The sequence below is a fragment of the Amycolatopsis iheyensis genome (genome assembly GCF_024703995.1).
In the GTDB taxonomy this organism is placed as follows: Bacteria; Actinomycetota; Actinomycetes; order Mycobacteriales; family Pseudonocardiaceae; genus Amycolatopsis; species Amycolatopsis iheyensis.
This window is the reverse complement of the sequence record NZ_JAMXQV010000003.1, coordinates 323,603-341,954: the sequence shown is the minus strand read 5'-3', so window position 1 is coordinate 341,954 and position 18,352 is coordinate 323,603. Positions and strand designations below refer to the sequence as shown.

At 74.4% G+C, this 18,352-nt stretch carries 9 protein-coding genes; 4 read left to right on the top strand and 5 right to left on the bottom strand.

Annotation, left to right across the window (positions count from 1 at the left end):
- Window positions 1-27 precede the first annotated feature (27 nt).
- Complete coding sequence (locus tag M8542_RS08815; protein ID WP_257919536.1) at window positions 28-3,321, top strand: hypothetical protein; 3,294 nt, start codon at window positions 28-30, stop codon at window positions 3,319-3,321.
- 79 nt (window positions 3,322-3,400) lie between these two features.
- Here M8542_RS08815 and M8542_RS08810 read toward each other — a convergent pair whose 3' ends face one another.
- Window positions 3,401-4,690 carry an MFS transporter gene (locus tag M8542_RS08810; RefSeq protein WP_257919535.1) on the bottom strand — a complete coding sequence of 430 codons (1,290 nt, stop codon included), beginning with the start codon at window positions 4,688-4,690 and terminating at the stop codon, window positions 3,401-3,403.
- Between the two features lie 117 nt (window positions 4,691-4,807).
- A complete protein-coding gene (locus M8542_RS08805; RefSeq protein WP_257919534.1) occupies window positions 4,808-6,019 on the bottom strand; it encodes a PucR family transcriptional regulator in 1,212 nt (403 codons plus the stop codon).
- Between the two features lie 366 nt (window positions 6,020-6,385).
- On the opposite strand from M8542_RS08805, the gene M8542_RS08800 reads away from it, so the two are divergent.
- Genes M8542_RS08800 through M8542_RS08790 form a run of 3 tightly spaced genes read left to right on the top strand, consistent with a single transcriptional unit; the run spans window position 6,386 to window position 11,315 of the window.
- Window positions 6,386-7,591: a metal-dependent hydrolase family protein gene (locus tag M8542_RS08800; RefSeq protein ID WP_257919533.1), complete on the top strand. Its 1,206-nt coding sequence runs from the start codon at window positions 6,386-6,388 to the stop codon at window positions 7,589-7,591.
- Complete coding sequence (locus M8542_RS08795) at window positions 7,588-9,660, top strand: prolyl oligopeptidase family serine peptidase (RefSeq protein ID WP_257919532.1); 2,073 nt, start codon at window positions 7,588-7,590, stop codon at window positions 9,658-9,660. The genes M8542_RS08800 and M8542_RS08795 overlap by 4 nt, the downstream gene beginning before the upstream one ends.
- Entirely contained in the window at window positions 9,657-11,315 is a 1,659-nt protein-coding gene (locus tag M8542_RS08790; protein WP_257919531.1) for a gamma-glutamyltransferase, read from the top strand. The genes M8542_RS08795 and M8542_RS08790 overlap by 4 nt, the downstream gene beginning before the upstream one ends.
- Before the next feature lie 10 nt (window positions 11,316-11,325).
- On the opposite strand, the gene M8542_RS08785 is transcribed toward M8542_RS08790, so the two are convergent.
- The 3 genes from M8542_RS08785 to M8542_RS08775 all read right to left on the bottom strand — a co-directional run bounded on the left by M8542_RS08785 (window position 11,326) and on the right by M8542_RS08775 (window position 18,307).
- Complete coding sequence (locus M8542_RS08785; protein ID WP_257919530.1) at window positions 11,326-13,359, bottom strand: acyltransferase family protein; 2,034 nt, start codon at window positions 13,357-13,359, stop codon at window positions 11,326-11,328.
- A gap of 130 nt (window positions 13,360-13,489) precedes the next feature.
- Complete coding sequence (locus tag M8542_RS08780) at window positions 13,490-15,457, bottom strand: S9 family peptidase (protein WP_257919529.1); 1,968 nt, start codon at window positions 15,455-15,457, stop codon at window positions 13,490-13,492.
- 105 nt (window positions 15,458-15,562) lie between these two features.
- The gene (locus M8542_RS08775) at window positions 15,563-18,307 is read right to left on the bottom strand and encodes an AfsR/SARP family transcriptional regulator (protein ID WP_257919528.1); all 2,745 of its coding nucleotides are present in this window, start codon (window positions 18,305-18,307) and stop codon (window positions 15,563-15,565) included.
- Between the last annotated feature and the right edge of the window lie 45 nt (window positions 18,308-18,352).

The following is an 18,352-nucleotide window of genomic DNA, read 5'->3' as shown; positions in this document are numbered from 1 at the left end:
CCGGGGTGATCGGGAACAATGTCCCGAATGGACATGCACGCCCTCCTCGGCCGGGTCGACTCGCTGGCCGCGCCCGCGCGGCGGCGCGTCTTCGCCGAAACCGCCCGCGAGCTGGCCGGCACGCCCGAGCTGAGCGCGCTGCTCGCGGAGCTCGACGCGACGCCGGGGATCCCGCGGGCCTGGGCGGCGATGATGGCGGTCGTCGCGGGTGACGACACCCACCTGAGGCGCTGCGTCGTCGCGGCGGAAGCCGCGGTCGCCGGCCCGGCGCTCGACCACTGCGCGCGCCGCGGCCGGCACTTCGACGTCGTCGTCGAGGCGCTGCCGGCCGCGCCCCTGGCGTGGCGGCACACCCTGTACCGGGTGGTGCGCGCCGCCGGCGCGGCCGAGTGGGCGCAGACCTTGCTGCCGCTGGTGCGCGACCGGTTCGGTGACCGCGAAGCCGCCGCCATCCTGCCGGCGTGCGGCTCCGCCACGGTGGCGGCGCTGCTGCCGGAGCTCGACTTCGCCGTGCCGAACCTGGCGGCGCTGGCCCGCCGGCATCCCGCCGTCGTGTTCGCGCACCTGCGCCGCCGGCTGGAGGAAGCCGGTGAGGCCGGCCGGGGCGCCGTCTGGGCGCGGTTCGGGCCGGCGCTCGGGCACCTCGTCCGGCACGACGCCGGGCGGTTCGTCGACCTGCTGACGGAGTCCGGGCCGGTCACCGGGCTGCCGCGCGGCGCGGAAAGCTGGCTGGCCACCGCGACCGCGGCCGCTCCGGACCGGATCGTCGCCCTGCTCGCCGAGCCTGCGCGGCACGTCCGGTTCCGGTCCGGCCGGAGCCTCGAACGCGCGCTGCGCGGCGCGTCCGACGCGTCCCTGATCGCGCTCGCGCGCACCTTGCTCCCCGCGGAAACTTCGTTGACGGCCTTGCTGCGCGGCCTGCCGCCCGCCCGGCGCGCGCTCGTGCTCACCGGTGCGCTCGGCGAACGCGATCTGCACCAGGCCGGGCTTTCCCTGACGCTGCTCGACGTCCTGCCGTGGCGGGCCCGGCACGAGCTGGCCCGGCGGCTGCTCGCCACCCACCCGGTGGCCGACGACCCCGGCCGGCGGCGGGCGGCCACCGCCCGGCTGCCGTGGGCGGAAGCCGAGCCCGCGCTGCGGACCGCGACCGCCCGGCCGACCGCGGCGGAGCGCGCCCTCGCCTACCCGCTGCTGATCGGCGCGGCGGCGGCCACCCGCGACCCCGACGTCGTGGCGCGGCTGCTGGCGTCGCTGACCCGGCTGCCCAACGAGCAGGACCCGGTCCGCCACGCCGCGCTCGACGCGATCGCCGCCATCCCGGGGTGGCTGCTGGCGTCGGCCGACGTGGCCGTGCTGGTCAAGCTGGGCGCCGACGCCGTCCAGGCCCGGGACGCGTCCTGGGGCACCCGGCAGGCCGTCGCCACGCTGGCCGTCCGGCTCGTGCGGCAGGGCACGGTGAGCGCGCACGCCGGGATGGTCGAAAGCGGTCTGGAGATCTTGGAGACCTCCGGCGGGCACGCCCGTGGCCTCTCGCTGTACCGGCTGGACCAGGACCTGCCCCGCGACGCCGAGCACGCGCTGTTCGCCGCGTTGCGTTCGCGCATCGGCGCCGACGCCCGCGCCGGTCGCCACAACCTGGTGCTGACCCTGGCCGCGGGCCTGCACCGGCGGGCCTGGGCGATGCCCGAGCTGCAGGCCGCGGTGGGCGCGGCGACGACCGCGGCGGACGACAGCACGGTCCGGCGGGCGATCGGCCTTTGGCTGGCCCCGATCGCGACCCGCGATGAGCGCGTCGAGACGGTGCTGCGGCGCGACTCGTCCACGGTCACGGTGCGCGAGGTGGCCGACGCGATCAGCCGGCGCCGCACCGACCTGCTCGACGAGGTGTTCCAGCGGCCGCCGCACGGGCGGTTCGTCGCGCGGAACGTCCGGCTCGTCCCGACGTTCACCGATTCGCTGCGGGAGTGGCTGCCGCGGCAGGTCGCCCGCTACGGCGAGCTGCTGGCCGACCTCGCCACCGCGCCCGGGAAGTCGACCTGGGAGCGGGTTTCGGCGGTGCGCCGGCTGGCCGGGCTGCCCGGCGCCGGCGTCGACGACGTGACGCCGTTCCTGGCCGACGACGAGGTCGCGGTGGTCGAGGCGGCGCTGGCCGGACTGGCGTGGATCGACCGGCCCGGCGACGCGCTGGGCACGTTGCTCGGCTACGCCGACACCGACCGCGCCCGGGTCGCGGTGTACGCGGCCGGGCGGGCCGCGCGGGTGCTCCCGCCGGCCGAGCTGGGTGCCGCGCTGCGGCCGGTGCTGGCCGGGAAGAAGGTGACGTCGCGCAAGGAAGCGATCCGGCTGCTGGCCGAGCACCGCGTGCCGGACGCCGCCGGCGAGCTGGGCGCGCTGTGGGCGGACCCGCGGCTGCACCGCGACCTCCGCCGCGCGATCGTCTCGGCCGCCAGGTGGTTCCTCGACGACGACCGCACCTGGTCGTGGCTCACCGAAGCGTCCACTATGGACGATGTGGCGACCGCGCTGACCGAAGCCGGCCCGCTGACGGTCGCCGAGCACCACCGCGCGCGGTACGGCGCACTGGTGCGCGCGGTGGCGGACAGCGCCGACGCCGACACGGCGCGGATCGGGTTGGCGGCCTGGCCCGCGTGGAGCGTCTGGGACCGGGAAGGAACGGCGGCGGTGGTGGCCCGGATCGCCGACCTGACCCGGACCGCGACCTGGCGGGAAGCGGTCCACGCGGTGATGCATGCGTGTGCGGTCACCGAGGACCTGGAGCCACTGCGGGCCACGCTCACCGCGCTCGCCTCGGCGGACGAGCCGGTGGCGCCCGACCGCGACCAGCCCGCCCGGCAGCGGTTGCGGTTCTTCGTCGGCTGCGTCGCGGGCCGCCTGCACGTCAGCGGCGCGAAGCTGCTGGCCGCGGGAGAGCGGCTGGCGACGGAGCTGGCCGGCCGGGCGGAGTACCGCGCGGAAGCGCTGACGCTCGCCGTCGCGGCCCTCCCGCACCAGGGCGACCTGCTGCCGGCGCTGCGCCGGATCGCGGCCCTCGCCGACCGGCCGGTCGTGGCCTGGCAGACGGCGGACAGCCTGTCGGCCTGGGTGGCCCGCCACGACCCGAGCCGGCCTTCGCTGCTGGACACGGCTCGCGGCCTGACGGGTGGTCCGGCGGAGGCGTTGCTGGCGCTGGGCATCGCGGAGCGAGCGGGCGCCGACACCGGCTGGCCCGAGCCGTGGCGGGAGCTGGTGGTGGCGCTGCGCGAGCACGAGGACCCGGACGTCCGGGACCGCGCGGCGCGCATCGCCCTCGCACCGGAATGACGGCACGGGGGTCTCCGTCGCCGCCACCGGACCACCACGACACACGCGGCCCGGTGGCAGCGAAAACCCTCGACAGCACTCACCCGCGCAAGCTGGTCCCCTTGGTCTCCGGAATCCCCTTCACCAGGATCGGCAACGCGATCAGCGCGACGACACTCGCGTAGACAGCCGGCGCGATCAGCGCGCCGGTGCCGTTGACCAGCAGCTCGCTGACCAACGGCGCCGTACCGCCGAACACCGCGTACGCCAGGTTGTACGGCAACGCCATCCCGCTGAAGCGGACGCTCGTCGGGTACAGCTCGAGGACCGACAGCGCGCCCATCTGCAACAGCGACACCGCGAACACGAACGCCAGCAGCGCCACCACGACCGCGGTCAGGCTGCCGGTGCCCATCAGCAGGTACGCGGGCACGATCAGGACCACCGCCGCGATCGCGCCGGCGCGGACCAGGCCGCGGCGGCCGTGGCGGTCGGCCAGGACGCAGAGCCACAGGCCCACCGGGATCGACACCAGGTTCGCCGCCGTCGTCAGCGCCAGCACCGTGCCGCTCGACATGCCGATCGCTTCGTTCAGGTACGTCGGCAGGTAGCCCAGGAACATGTGGGTCAGCAGGCCGAGCACGGCGAAGTACACGAACAGCACCAGCAGCGTCCGCCAGTGCCCGCGCACCAGCTCGCGGAACGGGCGGGCCGGTGCCGTCGCGCGCATCTCGGTGAAGACCGGGCTTTCGGCGACCCGCAGCCGCAGGACCAGGCCGACCAGCGCGACCAGCCCGGCGAGGACGAACATCCACCGCCAGCCCTCCGTCGCGAAGCGGTCGCCGAACACCGAGCGGAAGAGCAGCGCGACCGCCGTCGCGCCCACCGCGCCGAGCATCGTCGACGACCCGACCAGGCCCATGTACCACGCGCGGCGGCCGTCGGGAGCGTGCTCGACCGTGAACGTCAGCGCGCCGGTGTACTCCCCGCCCGCGGAAAACCCTTGCACCAGGCGGCAAACCAGCAGCAGCACGGGTGCGAGCACCCCCGCCGACGACCACCCCGGCAGCAAGCCCATCACCGCGGTCGCCGCGCCCATCAGGATGATCGACAGGCTGAGCGAGTTGCGGCGGCCACGGCGGTCACCGATCCGGCCGAACACCACCGCGCCGAGCGGCCGGGCGATGAAAGCCACGCCGTAGACGGCGAACGTGCCCAGCAGCGCGGCCGTTTTGTTGCCCGGTGGGAAGAACGTCAGCGCCAGCACGCCGGCGGTGTAACCGTAGAGGGTGAAGTCGAACCACTCCACGAAGTTCCCCACCGACGAAGCGAACAGGACGCCTCGCCGCATCTTCGTGGTGCGAACCCGGTCGGACGAAAGCACGCTCATCACGCCTCCATGGGGTGGTGCTCGCCAGAGTCGTGGTGAGTGTGCGGGCGCGGCCGCGCCGGCAACCAGCGCCGGATGTCGCGTCCGGCGGGACCGGCGGACGACGTTCGTCGCTCCTCAGCGGCCCAGGTGGTCGCGGTGGGCGGCGGCGAGGACCCGCAGCTTGAGGCCGAGGTGCAGCAGGAGCCGGTCGTCGCCGGAGTCCAGGCTGCAGCCGGTGATCTGCTCGATCCGCTTGAGCCGCTGGTACAGGGTCGCGCGGTGCACGCGCAGCGAGTCGGCGGTGCGCTGGATGTTCCCGCCGTGGTCGAAGAAGTCGGTCAGCGTGGGCAGCAGGACGTGGTGGGTGTCCTCCTGCTCCAGCGCGGCGAGCGCGGGCACCGAAGACGCGTCGAGGAGGTCCTCGGCCGGGAGCTTCAGCAGGAGCTCGTACGGGCCGAGTTCGCCCCAGCGGGCGAGGTTCCCGGTGCTGGGCAGCAGCAACGCGGCCCGCGCGGCCAGCAGCGCCTGCTGGTAGGACGTGACGACGTCGCCGAGGGCCGTGACGGTCCCGCCGAGCCCGAAGACCGGCCGGGCCCGCTCGTCGCCGAGCCGCCGGAACCGGGTGGTGACCCGTTCGGCGATCGTCTCGACCAGGCCGCGCCCCGGCGGCTCCCGCTGGACGAGCAGGATCCAGGCCCGCGACCGGTTCGCCGCCATCAGCGCGACGTCGTCGGCGACCGCGCGGACGCCGTCTTCGACCGCCGCCTCGAAGGCGACCTCCTGCGGGCCGGGCGAGGCCGGGCACCGCACGGCGAGCACGGTGAAGTGGGTGCTCTCGTCGCCGAAGAGCTGTTCGGCACGCAGGTCTTCGATGGCTTGCACGCGCACCGCGAGGTCGCCGGAGACGAGCTCGCGCAGGATCCCTTCCTGCCGCGCCTTCGAGCGCTCGTGCAGCAGCAGGCGGCGCAGCAGCATGGCGCCGGCGGTGGCGGCGGCCTCGCCGGCGGCCGCCATTTCGTGGTCGGTGAAGGTGCCGTCCTTGTCGATCAGCCACAGGTAGCCGAGCAGCATGCCGTTGCAGCGCACGGGCGCGCAGAGCCGCGGCATCGCGCCTTCGACGTCGACGACGCCGGGCGTCACCCAGCGGCTGATGCCCTGGGCGAGGATGTGGTCGACGACCTCCGGCTCGACGGACCGGTTGAGCACGGAGCTGACCCGCAGGGCGTCCTCGTCGCCGAAGTGCCGGCTCGCGGCGAGCAGCCGGATGGCGGGATCGTCGATGGCGACGGACCGCCGGAGACGCTCGGCGAGCTCGTCCACGACGGACTGCAGATCCCGATCGGCCACGACGGCGCCCTCCTTCCCGGCTGCGGTCCACGGTAGCCGCAGCCGCGCGGCCCGGCACCCGGCCCGAGGCCGGTGTGGACGCTCCCGGCGCCACCCGGGGTCGGTCCCGTGGCCGGCGCTCGCTCACGGGGCGGCCCGAGGCGGGAGCCTCGCGGAAACTCAGGCCGCGCGAGTCAGCGCCGCCCCGGGCGGGCGCACCCGCTCCGGCGCCCACCACCTGCCACCCCCGCGAACCCGACACCTGTCGCGCTCCCGGCGCCCGCCGCTCGACCGATGTCCATTGGCCCCGTGCGCCCGCACGGCTCACAGTGGTCCGAGGCACCCACGCACCGACGGGAGTACGTCATGTGGCTCGCAGGAGCGACCGTGATCGACGGGACCGGCGCGGATCCGGTCCCGGGGCAGGCCGTCCTCGTCGAAGACGGCCGGATCGCCGCCGTCGGAGGCGAGCCGCCCGCGGGGGCGGAGGTGCTCGACCTGTCCGGCCTGCACCTCACCCCCGGGCTCATCGACGCGCACGTCCACCTCGGCCTCTCCAGTGACCTCGACAAGCTGAGCACCTCGCGGCAGCTGTCGGTCGCGGAGATCGCCGCCGACATGTTCGCCAACTGCCGGCGGACGCTCGACGAGGGCTTCACCACCGTCCGGGACACCGGCGGCATCGACGACGGCCTCGCCAGGGTCGTCGCCGACGGCCGGATCCCCGGGCCGCGCATCCTCCACTGTGGACCGCTGCTCGCGCAGACCGGCGGGCACGGCTACCTCGGCGCGGAATGGGACTCCGCCGACGACTGGGCCGCCCGCCAGATCCCCGGCCTGGTCGCCCTCTCCCTGCTCTCCGACGGCCCGGACGCCGTGCGCCGCAACGCCCGGGAAGCCTTCCGCCGCGGCGCCGGCTTCCTCAAGATGTGCGTCACCGGCGGGGTCGTGTCCCGGCACGACAAGCTCACGGACACCCAGTTCACCCACGACGAGATCGCCACCGCCGTCGCCGAGGCGCGGGCCCGCGGCACCTACGTCACGGTCCACGCGCACAACAACGAAGGCCTGCGCACCGCCATCGAGGCCGGCGCGAAGTGCGTCGAACACGGCTCCGCGATCGACGCCGAAATGGCCACTCTGATGGCCGAAAAGGGGGTCGCGCTGGTGCCCACCCTCGCCGTCGCGCACGCCCTCCTCAAGGACTCCACCGAGGCCGGCCTGCCCGCGCACATCGGCGAGCGCGTCGGCCACGTCATCGACGGCCAGGCCGACGCCATCCGCGCCGCCCGCGCGGCCGGCGTGCTGATCGGGTCCGGCTCGGACTACGTCGGGCCGAAGCAGGCCCACCGGGGGCGTGAGCTGCTCCTGCGCAGTGAGATCGAGTCGCCGATGCAGGCGCTCGTCTCGGCGACCCGGGACAACGCCCGCGTCCTGCGGATCGACGCCGAGGTCGGCACGATCGAGCCTGGCAAGCTCGCCGACCTGACCGTGTTCGGCAGTGACCCGCTGGCCGAACCACTCGTCTTCGACGACCCCGGCCAGGTCAAGCTGGTGCTCCAGCGCGGCCGCGTCGTCAAGGACATCCGGTGAGCCGCTACCCCGCGACCCGCACGACGGACGCCGTCGTCGAGGTCGCCGGCGTCACCTTCCCCGACCCGTACCAGTGGCTGGAGGAGCGCACCGACGAAGTCCGCCGCTGGCAGGACGAGCAGGCCGAGCTCGCCGACGCCCACGTCAAGGACTGGCCGCACTTCGACACCCTTCGCGAGGGCGTCCGGCACTTCTTTACCGCCCGGTCCGGGTCGTACCCGTCGCCCGCCGGGTCGCGCTGGGTGCGCAGCGAGATCCCCGAAGGCGCCACCCAGGCGCGGGTGATCCTCTCCGACGAGCGGTTCGGCGACGGCGAAGTGCTGTTCGACGCCACGGACGAGAACCCGGCGAAGCCACCGTTCGTCTCCTGGGTGACCGCCTCCCCCGACGGCCGGTACGTCGCCGTCGGGGTCTGCGACGACGGCAGCGAACGCAACACCATCCGCCTGATCGACTCGAAGAGTGGCGAACGGCTGCCCGCGCCACCACAGCCGCTGCTCGACAACTGGACCGGCGGCGCGCGGTGGCTGCCCGACTCCAGCGGGTTCTTCTTCACCAGCATGGTCGGCGAAAACACCGACCTGCGGCACGAAGTCCTGCTGTACCGGCCCGAACCGGACCGCGTCACGAAGGTCGACGCGCCGTGGCTGCCCGGCCAGGACTACCGGACCGTGGTCTTCTCCACCGACGGCCGGCGCGCGATCGCCGTCCAGGGCATGCTGGCGCCGATCCCGGTCGCGGTGGCCGACCTGCCCGGGCTTGCCTGGCGGCCGTTCGTCACCGACCCCGCCGTCGGCAGCCTGTACGGGCACCTCGTCGGCGACCGGTGGATCGCCGTCTCCGACTTCGGCGCGCCGCGCGGCCGGGTGATCGCCGTCGCGCTGGACGGCCCGGCGCCGTCGGATCCGGCCACCTGGGACGAGCTGGTGCCCGAGTCCGCCGCCGCGCTCAGGTCGCTGACGCCGGTCGGCGACCACCTCTACGTCCTCGGCCTCGAGGACACCTACAGCCAGGTCCGGATCTTCACCGCCGAGGGCGCGCCGGCCGGGCACGTCCCGCTCCCCGGCCGCGGCGCGGTCATCGAGCACCCGTTCCCGTTGATGGCGCTCCACCCCGAGGGCCGCGACGACGAATACGCCTTCGCCTTCACCACCCTGACGTCGTCGGCCGGCTACTACCGGCACCGACCCGGGTCCACTGTGGACGAACTGGCCACGCCCCGGACGAGGATCCCGGACGCGGTGGTCGAAGACGGCTGGGCCACCTCGCCGGACGGCACGCGCGTCCCGTACCACCTCGTCCGGCGCGCGGACGTCCGGCTCGACCGGCCCCGGCCGACGCTGGTCTTCGGCTACGGCGGGTTCAACGCACCGTGGCACCCGGTCTTCCTCGGCCCGATGGCGGCCTTCGTGGCCGCGGGTGGGGTGCTGGCGCACGTCCACCTGCATGGCGGCGGGGAGTTCGGCCGCGAATGGTGGGAGCAGGGCCGCCAGAAGCACAAGAAGAACTGCTACGACGACCTGCACGCGATCGCCGAGGACCTCGTCGCCACCGGCGTCACCAGCCCCGGCCTGCTCGCCGTCAGCGGCGGCTCCAACGGCGGGCTGCTGGCCGGGGTGGCGGCCACGCTCCGGCCGGCGCTGTGGGCCGTGGCGGTGCCGCGAGTGCCGTTCCTGGACGCCATCGGGGCGACCCGCGACGGCTACGGCCGGTTCGTCATCGACCTCGAGCTGGCCGACCTCGACGACCCGGACGACGTCCGGCGGCTCGCGTCGCTCTCGCCGTACCACCTGGTCCGCGACGGCGTCGACTACCCGGCGGTCTACCTCGACGCGGGTGACACCGACCCGCGCTGCCCGCCCTGGCACGCCCGCAAGTTCGCCGCCCGCCTGCAGGCCGCGACCAGCGGGCCGAACCCCGTCCTGCTGCGGGTCTGGCGCGACGTCGGCCACGGCTGGGCCACCGACAAGGACGTGGCCGTCGAGGAGCACACCTCGTGGCTCGCGTTCGTGATGAAACAGCTGGGTGTCACACCCCGACGCCCGGACGGCAGCCGAGGAGGAGCATGACCACCGTTGTGGCAACCGGACCGGGCCGGGTCGGGCCGAAGGAGCCCGTGACCGGGCGGCGGGCCGTGGCGTCGAGCCAGCACCGGATCGTCACCGACACGATGCTCGACACGCTGCGTGCGGGCGGCAACGCCGTCGACGCCGCGATCGCCGGGAGCCTGGTGCAGGCCGTCGTCCAGCAGGACATGACCAACCACACCGGCACCGTCACCGCGCTGGTCCACGACGCGAAGACCGGCGAAGTCGCCGAGCTGAACAGCATGGGCACGATCGTGCCGGGCCTGCCGCCGTTCGCCCCGATCCCGATGGGCAAAGGGCTTTACGCGGCGGCGCCCGGCACGCCCCGTGCCGTCGTGCCGGGTTTCATGCCCGGCATGAAAGCGCTTTACGAGCGGTACGCGACCCTGCCCTGGGCGCGGCTGTGCGAGTCCGCGGTCCACTGGGCCGAAGCAGGCCACGAGGTGACGTCGTTCGAGCACCTCGTCATGGCACAGACCGTCGACTTCTTCCTCTACACCGAGTCCGGCCGCGAGCACTTCACCCCGGACGGGCACCTCCCGCAGGTCGGCGACCGCTGGGCGTCCCCGGAACTGGCCGCGACGATGCGCGCGCTGGCGGCCGAAGGCCCGGACCACTTCCTCACCGGCCAGTGGGCCCGGGACTTCGTCGCGCGCGGCAACGCGCTCGGCTGGGGCGTCAAACCGGAGCACCTCACCGCGATCCCGCCGCGGTGGTCCGCCGGACACCGCTGGGAGCACAAGGGAGCCACGATCGTCCAGCAGTCGGCGCCCGAGCGTCAGGGCATCTACTGCCAGATCGTGCTCGGCATCCTCGACGAGCTCGACATCACCTCGGTCGGGCACTGGTCGGCGAACGCCGAGGCGTTGTACTACCTCGCGCACGCGTTGCGCCGCGCCACCCTCGAGACGGGCATCCTCAACGATCCCGGCGTCTTCGGCGACACGACCGGCCCACTCACCTCGCCCGCGCTGATCAAGGGCTTCGCGGAGATCCTCCGCAACGCGAAGGCCCGCGTCGACCTCACCGAGCACGTCAAGCTCACCCGCGGGGCGCCCGCCATGGCCGCGTCGGGAGCGTCGAAGCAGCCCGCCGGCAGCTGCGAGCTCACCGTCGTCGACGAGCAGGGCAACTGGGTGCAGCTGATGAACACGCTGCAGAGCGGCGGCATCCCCGGCGAGGTCGTCGGCGGCGTGCCGATGGTCGGCAGCCACGCGATGAACAGCCTGGCCTCGCCGATCGAGGGCTGGGTGACCGGCGGCGGCCGGATGCGCTCGATCCTGTCCAACACGATGGTCCTGCGCGACGGGAAACCGTGGCTGTCACTGGGTTCCCCGGGCAACGTGCACTGCACGGTCCCGCAGGTCCTGTCGAACATCCTGGACTTCGGCATGACGCCCTACGCGGCCGACGACGCCCCGCGTTGCCTGCCGTACGAGGACGACCACACGATCTCGGTCGAGTCCCGGGTCGGTCCGGACGTGCCCGCCGGGCTGGCGAAACTCGGCGTGCTGACCAATCCCCTGCCCGCCTACGACTACCACATGGGCACCTACCAGATGGCCTGGCGCGAAGCCGGCGGCAGCCTGGGCACGTGCACCGGTCCGCGCCGCGAAGGCGTCGCCGACGGGCTCTGACCGGCCCCGCTCACCAGCCGAGCGCGGCGACCATGGCCTTCTCCAGCACCGGCGAGAGCGTGGCCATGAAGCTCGCCGTCACGTGGTTGTCGTCCATGTACACCAGCACGTTCCCGACCACCGGGCGGCACGACGAGCGGCCGCAGAAGTAGTCGCCGAAGTCGAGGAAGGAGACGTTCGCGGGGATGTCCGCCCGGCCGTCGTAGGGCGGCGGGTCGGCGAGCAGCGTCGCACGCGGGACGCTGCACTCCGGCGCCTTGACGCCGTGGGCCTCGACGCACGCCGGCGGCGAAAAGCCCATCCGCGGGTTGTCCCGGAGCGCGACGACCGGGATGCCGGCCCGGTCGAGCACCCGCCACTGGTCGACGAACCCCTGCGGGGTCTGCTCGGTCAGGCCGGGCCGGACGTCACGGGTGGACAGCGTCACCACGGCGTCCGGGCGCTGATCCAGGATTTCCCGCTGCGCGGCCGCGTTCCAGGCGAGGCAGCCGGGGTCGCCGGGCATCGCGTCCGACGTCGTGGAGAACGGGCAGGCGCCCTTGAGCATGAAGGTGACCTGGTAGCCGTTCTTCTCGGCCGCGGGCTTGAGCGCGGCGAGGTACTGCTGGACGTGCGAATCACCGACCGCGACGAGCCGCTTCGACGGCGTCCCCGCCGGACGCCACGTGCAGACCTCGAGGATCTCGTCGAACCGCGACCGGACGCAGCCCGCGTCGGCGAAGCCGCCCCAGTCGTTCGGCACGGCGATCATCGGCGGCACGACGTCCTTGCCCGGCACGGTCTTCTTCGGCGAGTCCGGGTCGCGGGCCAGCGCGCCCGGGTGGTCGTCGTCGTCGAGCGCGATCGAGAAGCCCGCCTTCTTCGTGCTCGCGACCTGCCAGCCGAGCGTGACCACCAGCACCGGCAGCAGCGCGAGGACGCCGAAGCGGTAGGCGCCCCAGCGGGTCCGCTCCCCCACCCGGGACGTGCGCAGCGGCTGTTCGACGAAGTGGTGGGTCGCCGCCGCCAGCAGCACCGACGTCCCGATCACCACCGCGCCGCCGAGCGGCCCGACCACCTCCCGGTGCCGGGCGACCAGGTACAGCACCAGGACCGGCCAGTGCCACAGGTACAGCGCGTAGCTGAGGTTTCCGACGTACTCCAGCGGCTTCGAGGCGAGGAGGCGATCGGCGGCCACCGCGCTCCCGGTGGCGCCGGCCAGGATCACCAGCGCGGCGGCCGTCGTCGGCCACAGCGCCGCCCAGCCCGGGAACACCTCGCCGACGTCGAGCACCAGGCCGCAGGTGATCAGCGCGGCGACGCCCACCCAGCCCAGCACGATCCGCGCCAGGCGGGGCAGCACCACCCGGTCGAGCACGAGCGCGAGCAGGCCGCCGAAGGCGAACTCCCAGATCCGGGTGGCCGAGTGGAAGTAGGCCAGCGGCTGGTTCACCGCGGTGAGGTGCACCGAGTAGGCGAGCGAGCCGGCGAACAGGACCGCGAGGACCACCGCGACCGACGCGGTCAGCGACCGGCGCAGGCGCGTCGCGAGCATTGCGACGAGGGCGATCAGCAGCGGCCAGGCGACGTAGAACTGGCCCTGGATCGACAGCGACCAGAAGTGCTGCACGACGCTCGCGGTGTTGTGCTGGGCGAAGTAGTCGACCGAATCGGCGGCGAGGCGCCAGTTCTCGACGTAGAGCGCCGAGGCGAACACTTCCCCGATGGTCTGGAACCACCGGTCCTCCGGCAGCAGGACCATGCCGAGCACCAGCACGCCGAGCAGCACGGTCAGCGCGGCCGGGAACAGCCGCTTGATCATCCGGCCCCAGAGCGGCCGGAACGCGATCGGCCCGCGCCCGGCCGCCCGGACCAGCTGCCCGGTGAGCAGGAAGCCCGAGATCAGGAAGAAGACGTCGACGCCGCCCGAGACCCGGCCCAGCCACACGTGGTAGCTGACGACCAGCACCACCGCGACCGCCCGCAGCCCCTGCAGCTCCGGCCGGTAGCGGCGGACCGCCCCGGTCGTGGGCGCGGGCGAAGCGGGCGCGTCGGTGGTCGGCATCGGGTACCTCGCTCACGGTGGACGGCCTGGGCACACCGCTTCCCCTGGACGACCCCGGCAAACGGCCCGAAAGGGACAGTAGATCGTCACTGTCCGCGACCGCACCCCACCCTTTGCGTACCGCACGCAACTATTGCGCAGGCGACGCCGGCATGTGCCGTTCGAACCACTGCAGCGTCCGCGCGAGGAAGTCGAGCTGCGCCGGGAACGCCCGGACGCCGTGGCCTTCCTCCGGGTAGATCGCCAGCACCGACGGCACGCCCTGGGCCAGCAGCGCCTGGTGGAACTCCCTCGCCTGCCCGGGCGGCGTGCAGTTGTCCCGCGCCCCCGCGATGTTCAGGCACGGCGTGCGTGCCTTGCTCGCGTGCAGCACCGGGCTGCGCGTGTGCGCGAGCGTGCCGGGCTGCTCGGGATCCGCGTCGAGGAAGCGGTTGCCCCACGCGGCGATGTTGCTCGTGAAGCTCTGGCTGTACCAGTCCGTCACCGGCGAAACCGGCACCGCGGCGGCGAACCGCGTGTCCTGGGTGACCAGCCACGACGACATGAACCCGCCGTAGCTGCCGCCGATGAGGCCCACTTTCGAGCCGTCGACGAGCCCGCGTTCGACCAGCGCGTCGATGCCGGAGAGGTAGTCGTGGGTGTCGGCGCCACCCATGTCGCCGACGACCCGCGCGGCGAACTCCTGCCCGCGGCCCGAGCTGCCCCGCGGGTTCGGGCTCAGCACCGCGTACCCCTGCTGCACCAGCAGCGGAACCCAGGCGTAGCGCATCGACCACGAGTTCTGGTACGACCAGATCGGCCCGCCGTGAATGCTCACCACCAGCGGGAACGGCCCGTCCCCGGCCGGGCGGCAGAGGATGCCGTCGATCTCCAGGCCGTCCGGCGCCGGCCACGTCACGACCTCGGCCGTGCCGGCCACCGACCGGACGAACTCCGTGCCCGGGTGCGCCACCGACGCGAGCCGGGTCCCGTCGAGCACCAGCTGCGGCGCCAGTTCGTAGGAGTCCTGCACGGTCAGGAGCCGGCCGTCGGCGGTGAACGCGCCCTGCGGGTGGAACCCGCCCGCCGAGCACGACAGCCCGGCCGACAACACCTCGGTGACCTTGCCGCCTGCCACGATCCCGGCGACCGAGTCGAGCCGGCGCAGCCCGACGTAGCCGAGGCGCTCGGCGTCGAGCCACTGCAGCTGCGTGACGTCGGCGCCGTCCGTGTCGACCCGCCGCACGGTCCCGGTGGCCGCCTCGACGAGCAGCAGATCGCCCGCGACCACCCCCCGGTCACTGCACACGGCCTCGACGACGGCCACCCATTCGCCGTCCGGGGAGCCCGCGGGCAAGGCCAGCTGGACGTCGCTGCCCAGCAGCTTGCGGGCGTCGCCGTCGAGGTCGAGCAGGGCCAGGTGGGCGATGTACCACTCGTCCTCGCCGGGCGCGTCCGACGCGATCGCCACCACCTGCTCGGCGCCGCACCAGCCGGCTTCCCAGCAGTTCAGCCCCTCCGGCGACACCCGCGTCAGCTCGCCGGTCGCGACGGTGTGCACCCACAGGCTGCGCCACCCGCCGTCGTGGCTGCCGTCGTCGAGCTCCGGGAACCACGACGGCTTTTCCGCGCCCGGGGCCGAGTTCGTGCCCGAGCCCTGCCCGCCGGAGAGGTCCGCGCCGAGCCCGGCCACGCCGAGCAGCACCTTGGCGCCGTCCGGGGACCAGTGCGCGTACTCGACGGTGCCGGGCACCTCCGGCGCGGGCCGGGCCTCGCCGAAGCGGCCGGCGTCCAGCAGGAAGAGCTGGAACTCCCCCGCCTTCCGGCGGTCGGCCAGGAACGCGAGCGTGCGCCCGTCCGGCGAGAACCGCGCACCCCGCGCGGAGCCCTGCCCGGTGGTGACCGGCCGGAGCTCGCCGTCCTCGACGGTGTACACGGCGGTCCGGGGCACGCCCTTCAGTTCGTCGAGCACGGCGCCGGTCACCACCACCCGCTCGCCGTCGCTCGTCACCTGCGGTTCACGGATCGAGTGCGGGCGCCCGAACGCGGGCTCGTGCACCGCCCGCAGGTGCTCCGTGACCTTCCGATGGGCTTCGGTCGTCTCCAGGTTTTCCACCACACCTCCAGCGTTGCGTTGTTCCCATCTTGGATCCGGCACGAGGTGGCGCACAGCCGACGAATGCCTGCTGCCACCAGGCCGGCCCACGACATCCGTCGGGCGCGGTCACGCTCGCGGGCAGCACTCCGCCATGGTGCGGCGCAGCTCGGCGATCGCCGCGTGCGCCTCGACGTCCGCGTAGACGTCCAGGGCCTTGTGCCAGGTCTCGTGTGCCCGCTCGGCCCGCCCCTGGACGTGCAGCGCGTGCCCGGCGCCGATCAGGGCTTCCGCCTCGAGCCGCCATTCGCCGAGCTCGACGGCGACGTGGTGGGCGTGCCGGAAGTCGGCGAGGGCGGCCTCCGGCGCGCCGAGCCGCAGGTGGATGTGCCCGCGCGTGTCCTGGGAGTAGGCGCGCATGCCGGCGGCGTCGAGGGTGAGCTGGTGCCCGCCGGTCTCGCCGTGCAGGTCCGCCGCGTGCAGGGCGCGTTCGATGGAGTCGAGGGCAGCTTCGGTGTGCCCCGCGTTCTGCTGCGCGGTCGCGAGGTTGTTCCACGCGCGCCAGCCGCGTTCGGGCTCGGGCAGGAGGGCGAGGGCCCGGCGGCACGACGAGATCCCGTCCGCCGGGCGGCCGGCGGTGATCGCGATCCGGGCGAGGTTCGTCAGCGTTTCCGCTTCGGCTGCGTGGTCCCCGAGCGCCCGGTCGAGGGCGAGCGCGGCCGAGCCGCGCTCCTCGGCGGCCGCGAACTCGCCGAGCAGCAGGTGCGCGATGCCGAGCCGGTTGAGGTGCCGGGCTTCCGCGACGCGGTCGCCGGCGGCCCGCGCGCTCGAGGCCGCGAGCTCGCACATCGCCCGCACCTCCCCCGGCCGGCCACGCAGGTCGAGATACCCCCAGTACAGCTCGGCGAGCGTGCCGACCGCCTCGTGCTGTCCGTCGCGTGCGGCGGTCGCGGCGATGGCCGCGACCGTGGTGCGCTCGGCGTCGCACCACCGCAGGGCCTCGGCCCGGCCGGTGAAGACGAGCGGGCTGACGCCGTCGCCGGGTGGCGGCAACGGCACCGGCCGGCCGCGCGGGTCGAGCAGCGCGCACGCCGCGGCGATCGTGTGCTGGTACCACTCGACCAGCCGCGCGCGGGCCGCCGCCCGCTCGGTGCCCAGCAGTTCGTCGGCGTACGCCCGGACCAGGTCGTGCACGCCGAGCCGGTGCCCCGGGAGCCGCCGGGCCAGGTGGAGGCCGCTGAGCTCGTCGGCGGCGGCGCGGGCTCGCGCCACCGTGACCCCGGTGGCCGCGGCCGCGGCGGCGAGGTCGATCTCCGGCGCCGGATGGGCGCCCAGCCGGCGGAGGAACGACTGCGTTTCCGGCGGCAGCGCGGCGTAGGACCACCCCAGGACCACGCGCATCCCGGTCGCCGGCTCACCGCCGACGTCGAGCAGGTCGAGCCGCCGCTGTTCCCCGGCCAGTTCGGCGGTGAACTCGGCGAGCGGCACCCCGGGGCCACGCGCGATCCGCTCGCCGACGATGGCCGTGGCCAGCGGCAGCCGGCCACACCACTCGACGACGGCCGCCGCGGCGGCCGGCTCGGCGGCCACCCGGTCCGGCCCGGCCACGGACGCGAGCAGCCGCACGGCATCCGGCGCCGGCAGCGGCTCGAGCACGACGCGGCGGGCGGCGTGCCGCGTGGTGAGGCCGGACAGCCGGTTCCGGCTGGTGACGACGGTGACGCAGCCGTCGCCGAGCAACGGCAGGACCTGCGCGCTGTCGCGGGCGTTGTCGAGCACCAGCAGCAGGTGCCGCCCGGCGAGCGCGGTCCGCAGCAGCGCCGACCGCGTCTCCGGCGGCGCCCCCGGGTCCGGCTCGCCGACCTGCAACGACTGCAGCAGCGCGGTGACGGCGTCCTGGGTGGCCATCGGCTCGCCCGGGCCGAAGCCGTTGAGGTCCAGGTGGAGCTGGCCGCCGGGGAACTCCGGGCGGGCCGCGTGCGCCCACGCCAGCGTCAGCGCGGTCTTGCCGACCCCGGCCGGCCCGGTCACGATCGCGATCGACGGCGTCCCGGCACCGACCTCGCGCAGGGCGGCGAGCTCGGCCTCGCGACCGACCAGAGCGGGCGGCGGTGGCGGCAGCTGCGCGGGGCGGACGTGCGGCGCCCGGGCGTCGAGGGCGGGGTCGGCCTCGAGGATCTGCTGGTGCAGGCGCCGCGCGGCGGGCCCGGGATCGACGCCGAGCTCGTCGGCGAGGGTGGTCCGCAGCTGCTCGAACGCGCCGAGTGCCTCGGCCTGCCGCCCGCACCGGTACCGCGCGGCCATCAGCAGGGTGGTGAACCGTTCCCGCAGCGGGTAGGCGGCGACGAGCGCGGCCAGGTCGGCGGCGACGTCTTCGTGCCGGCCGAGCTCGAGCCGCAGCTCGGCGGCGAGTTCGAGGGCACGCAGCCGCAGCTCCCGCAGCCGCCCGACATCGGCGGGCGCCTCGACGGCGACCCCGGTGAGCGGCTCGCCCCGCCAGAGTTCGAGAGCGGCCTCGATCCGGGCCAGCCGCGCGTCGGCGCTGCCACCGGCGGTTTCGAGCAGCGCGGTGAAGCGGTCGATGTCCACGCTCCCCTGCGGCACGGCGAGCCGGTAGCCCCCGCCTTCGGCGACGACGGCGTCGCCGCCGAGCACCTTGCGCAGCCGGGAAACGCTGACGGCGGCGGCGTTGCGCAGATCGCCGAGCTGCTCCCGCCAGACCTGCTCGACGAGCGCGTCCACCCCGACGGGCCGCCCGGCCGACAGCGCCAGCACGGCGAGCACGGCGGCGGGCCGGCTGCCGGGAATGGCGACGAGGTCACCCCGGACCCGCACCTCGAGCGGCCCGAGCAGGCTGATCGCGATGTCCCCCATACCGGCCACGCTACCCAGCCCGGGCGGGTTCGCGGGTGAGAAGAT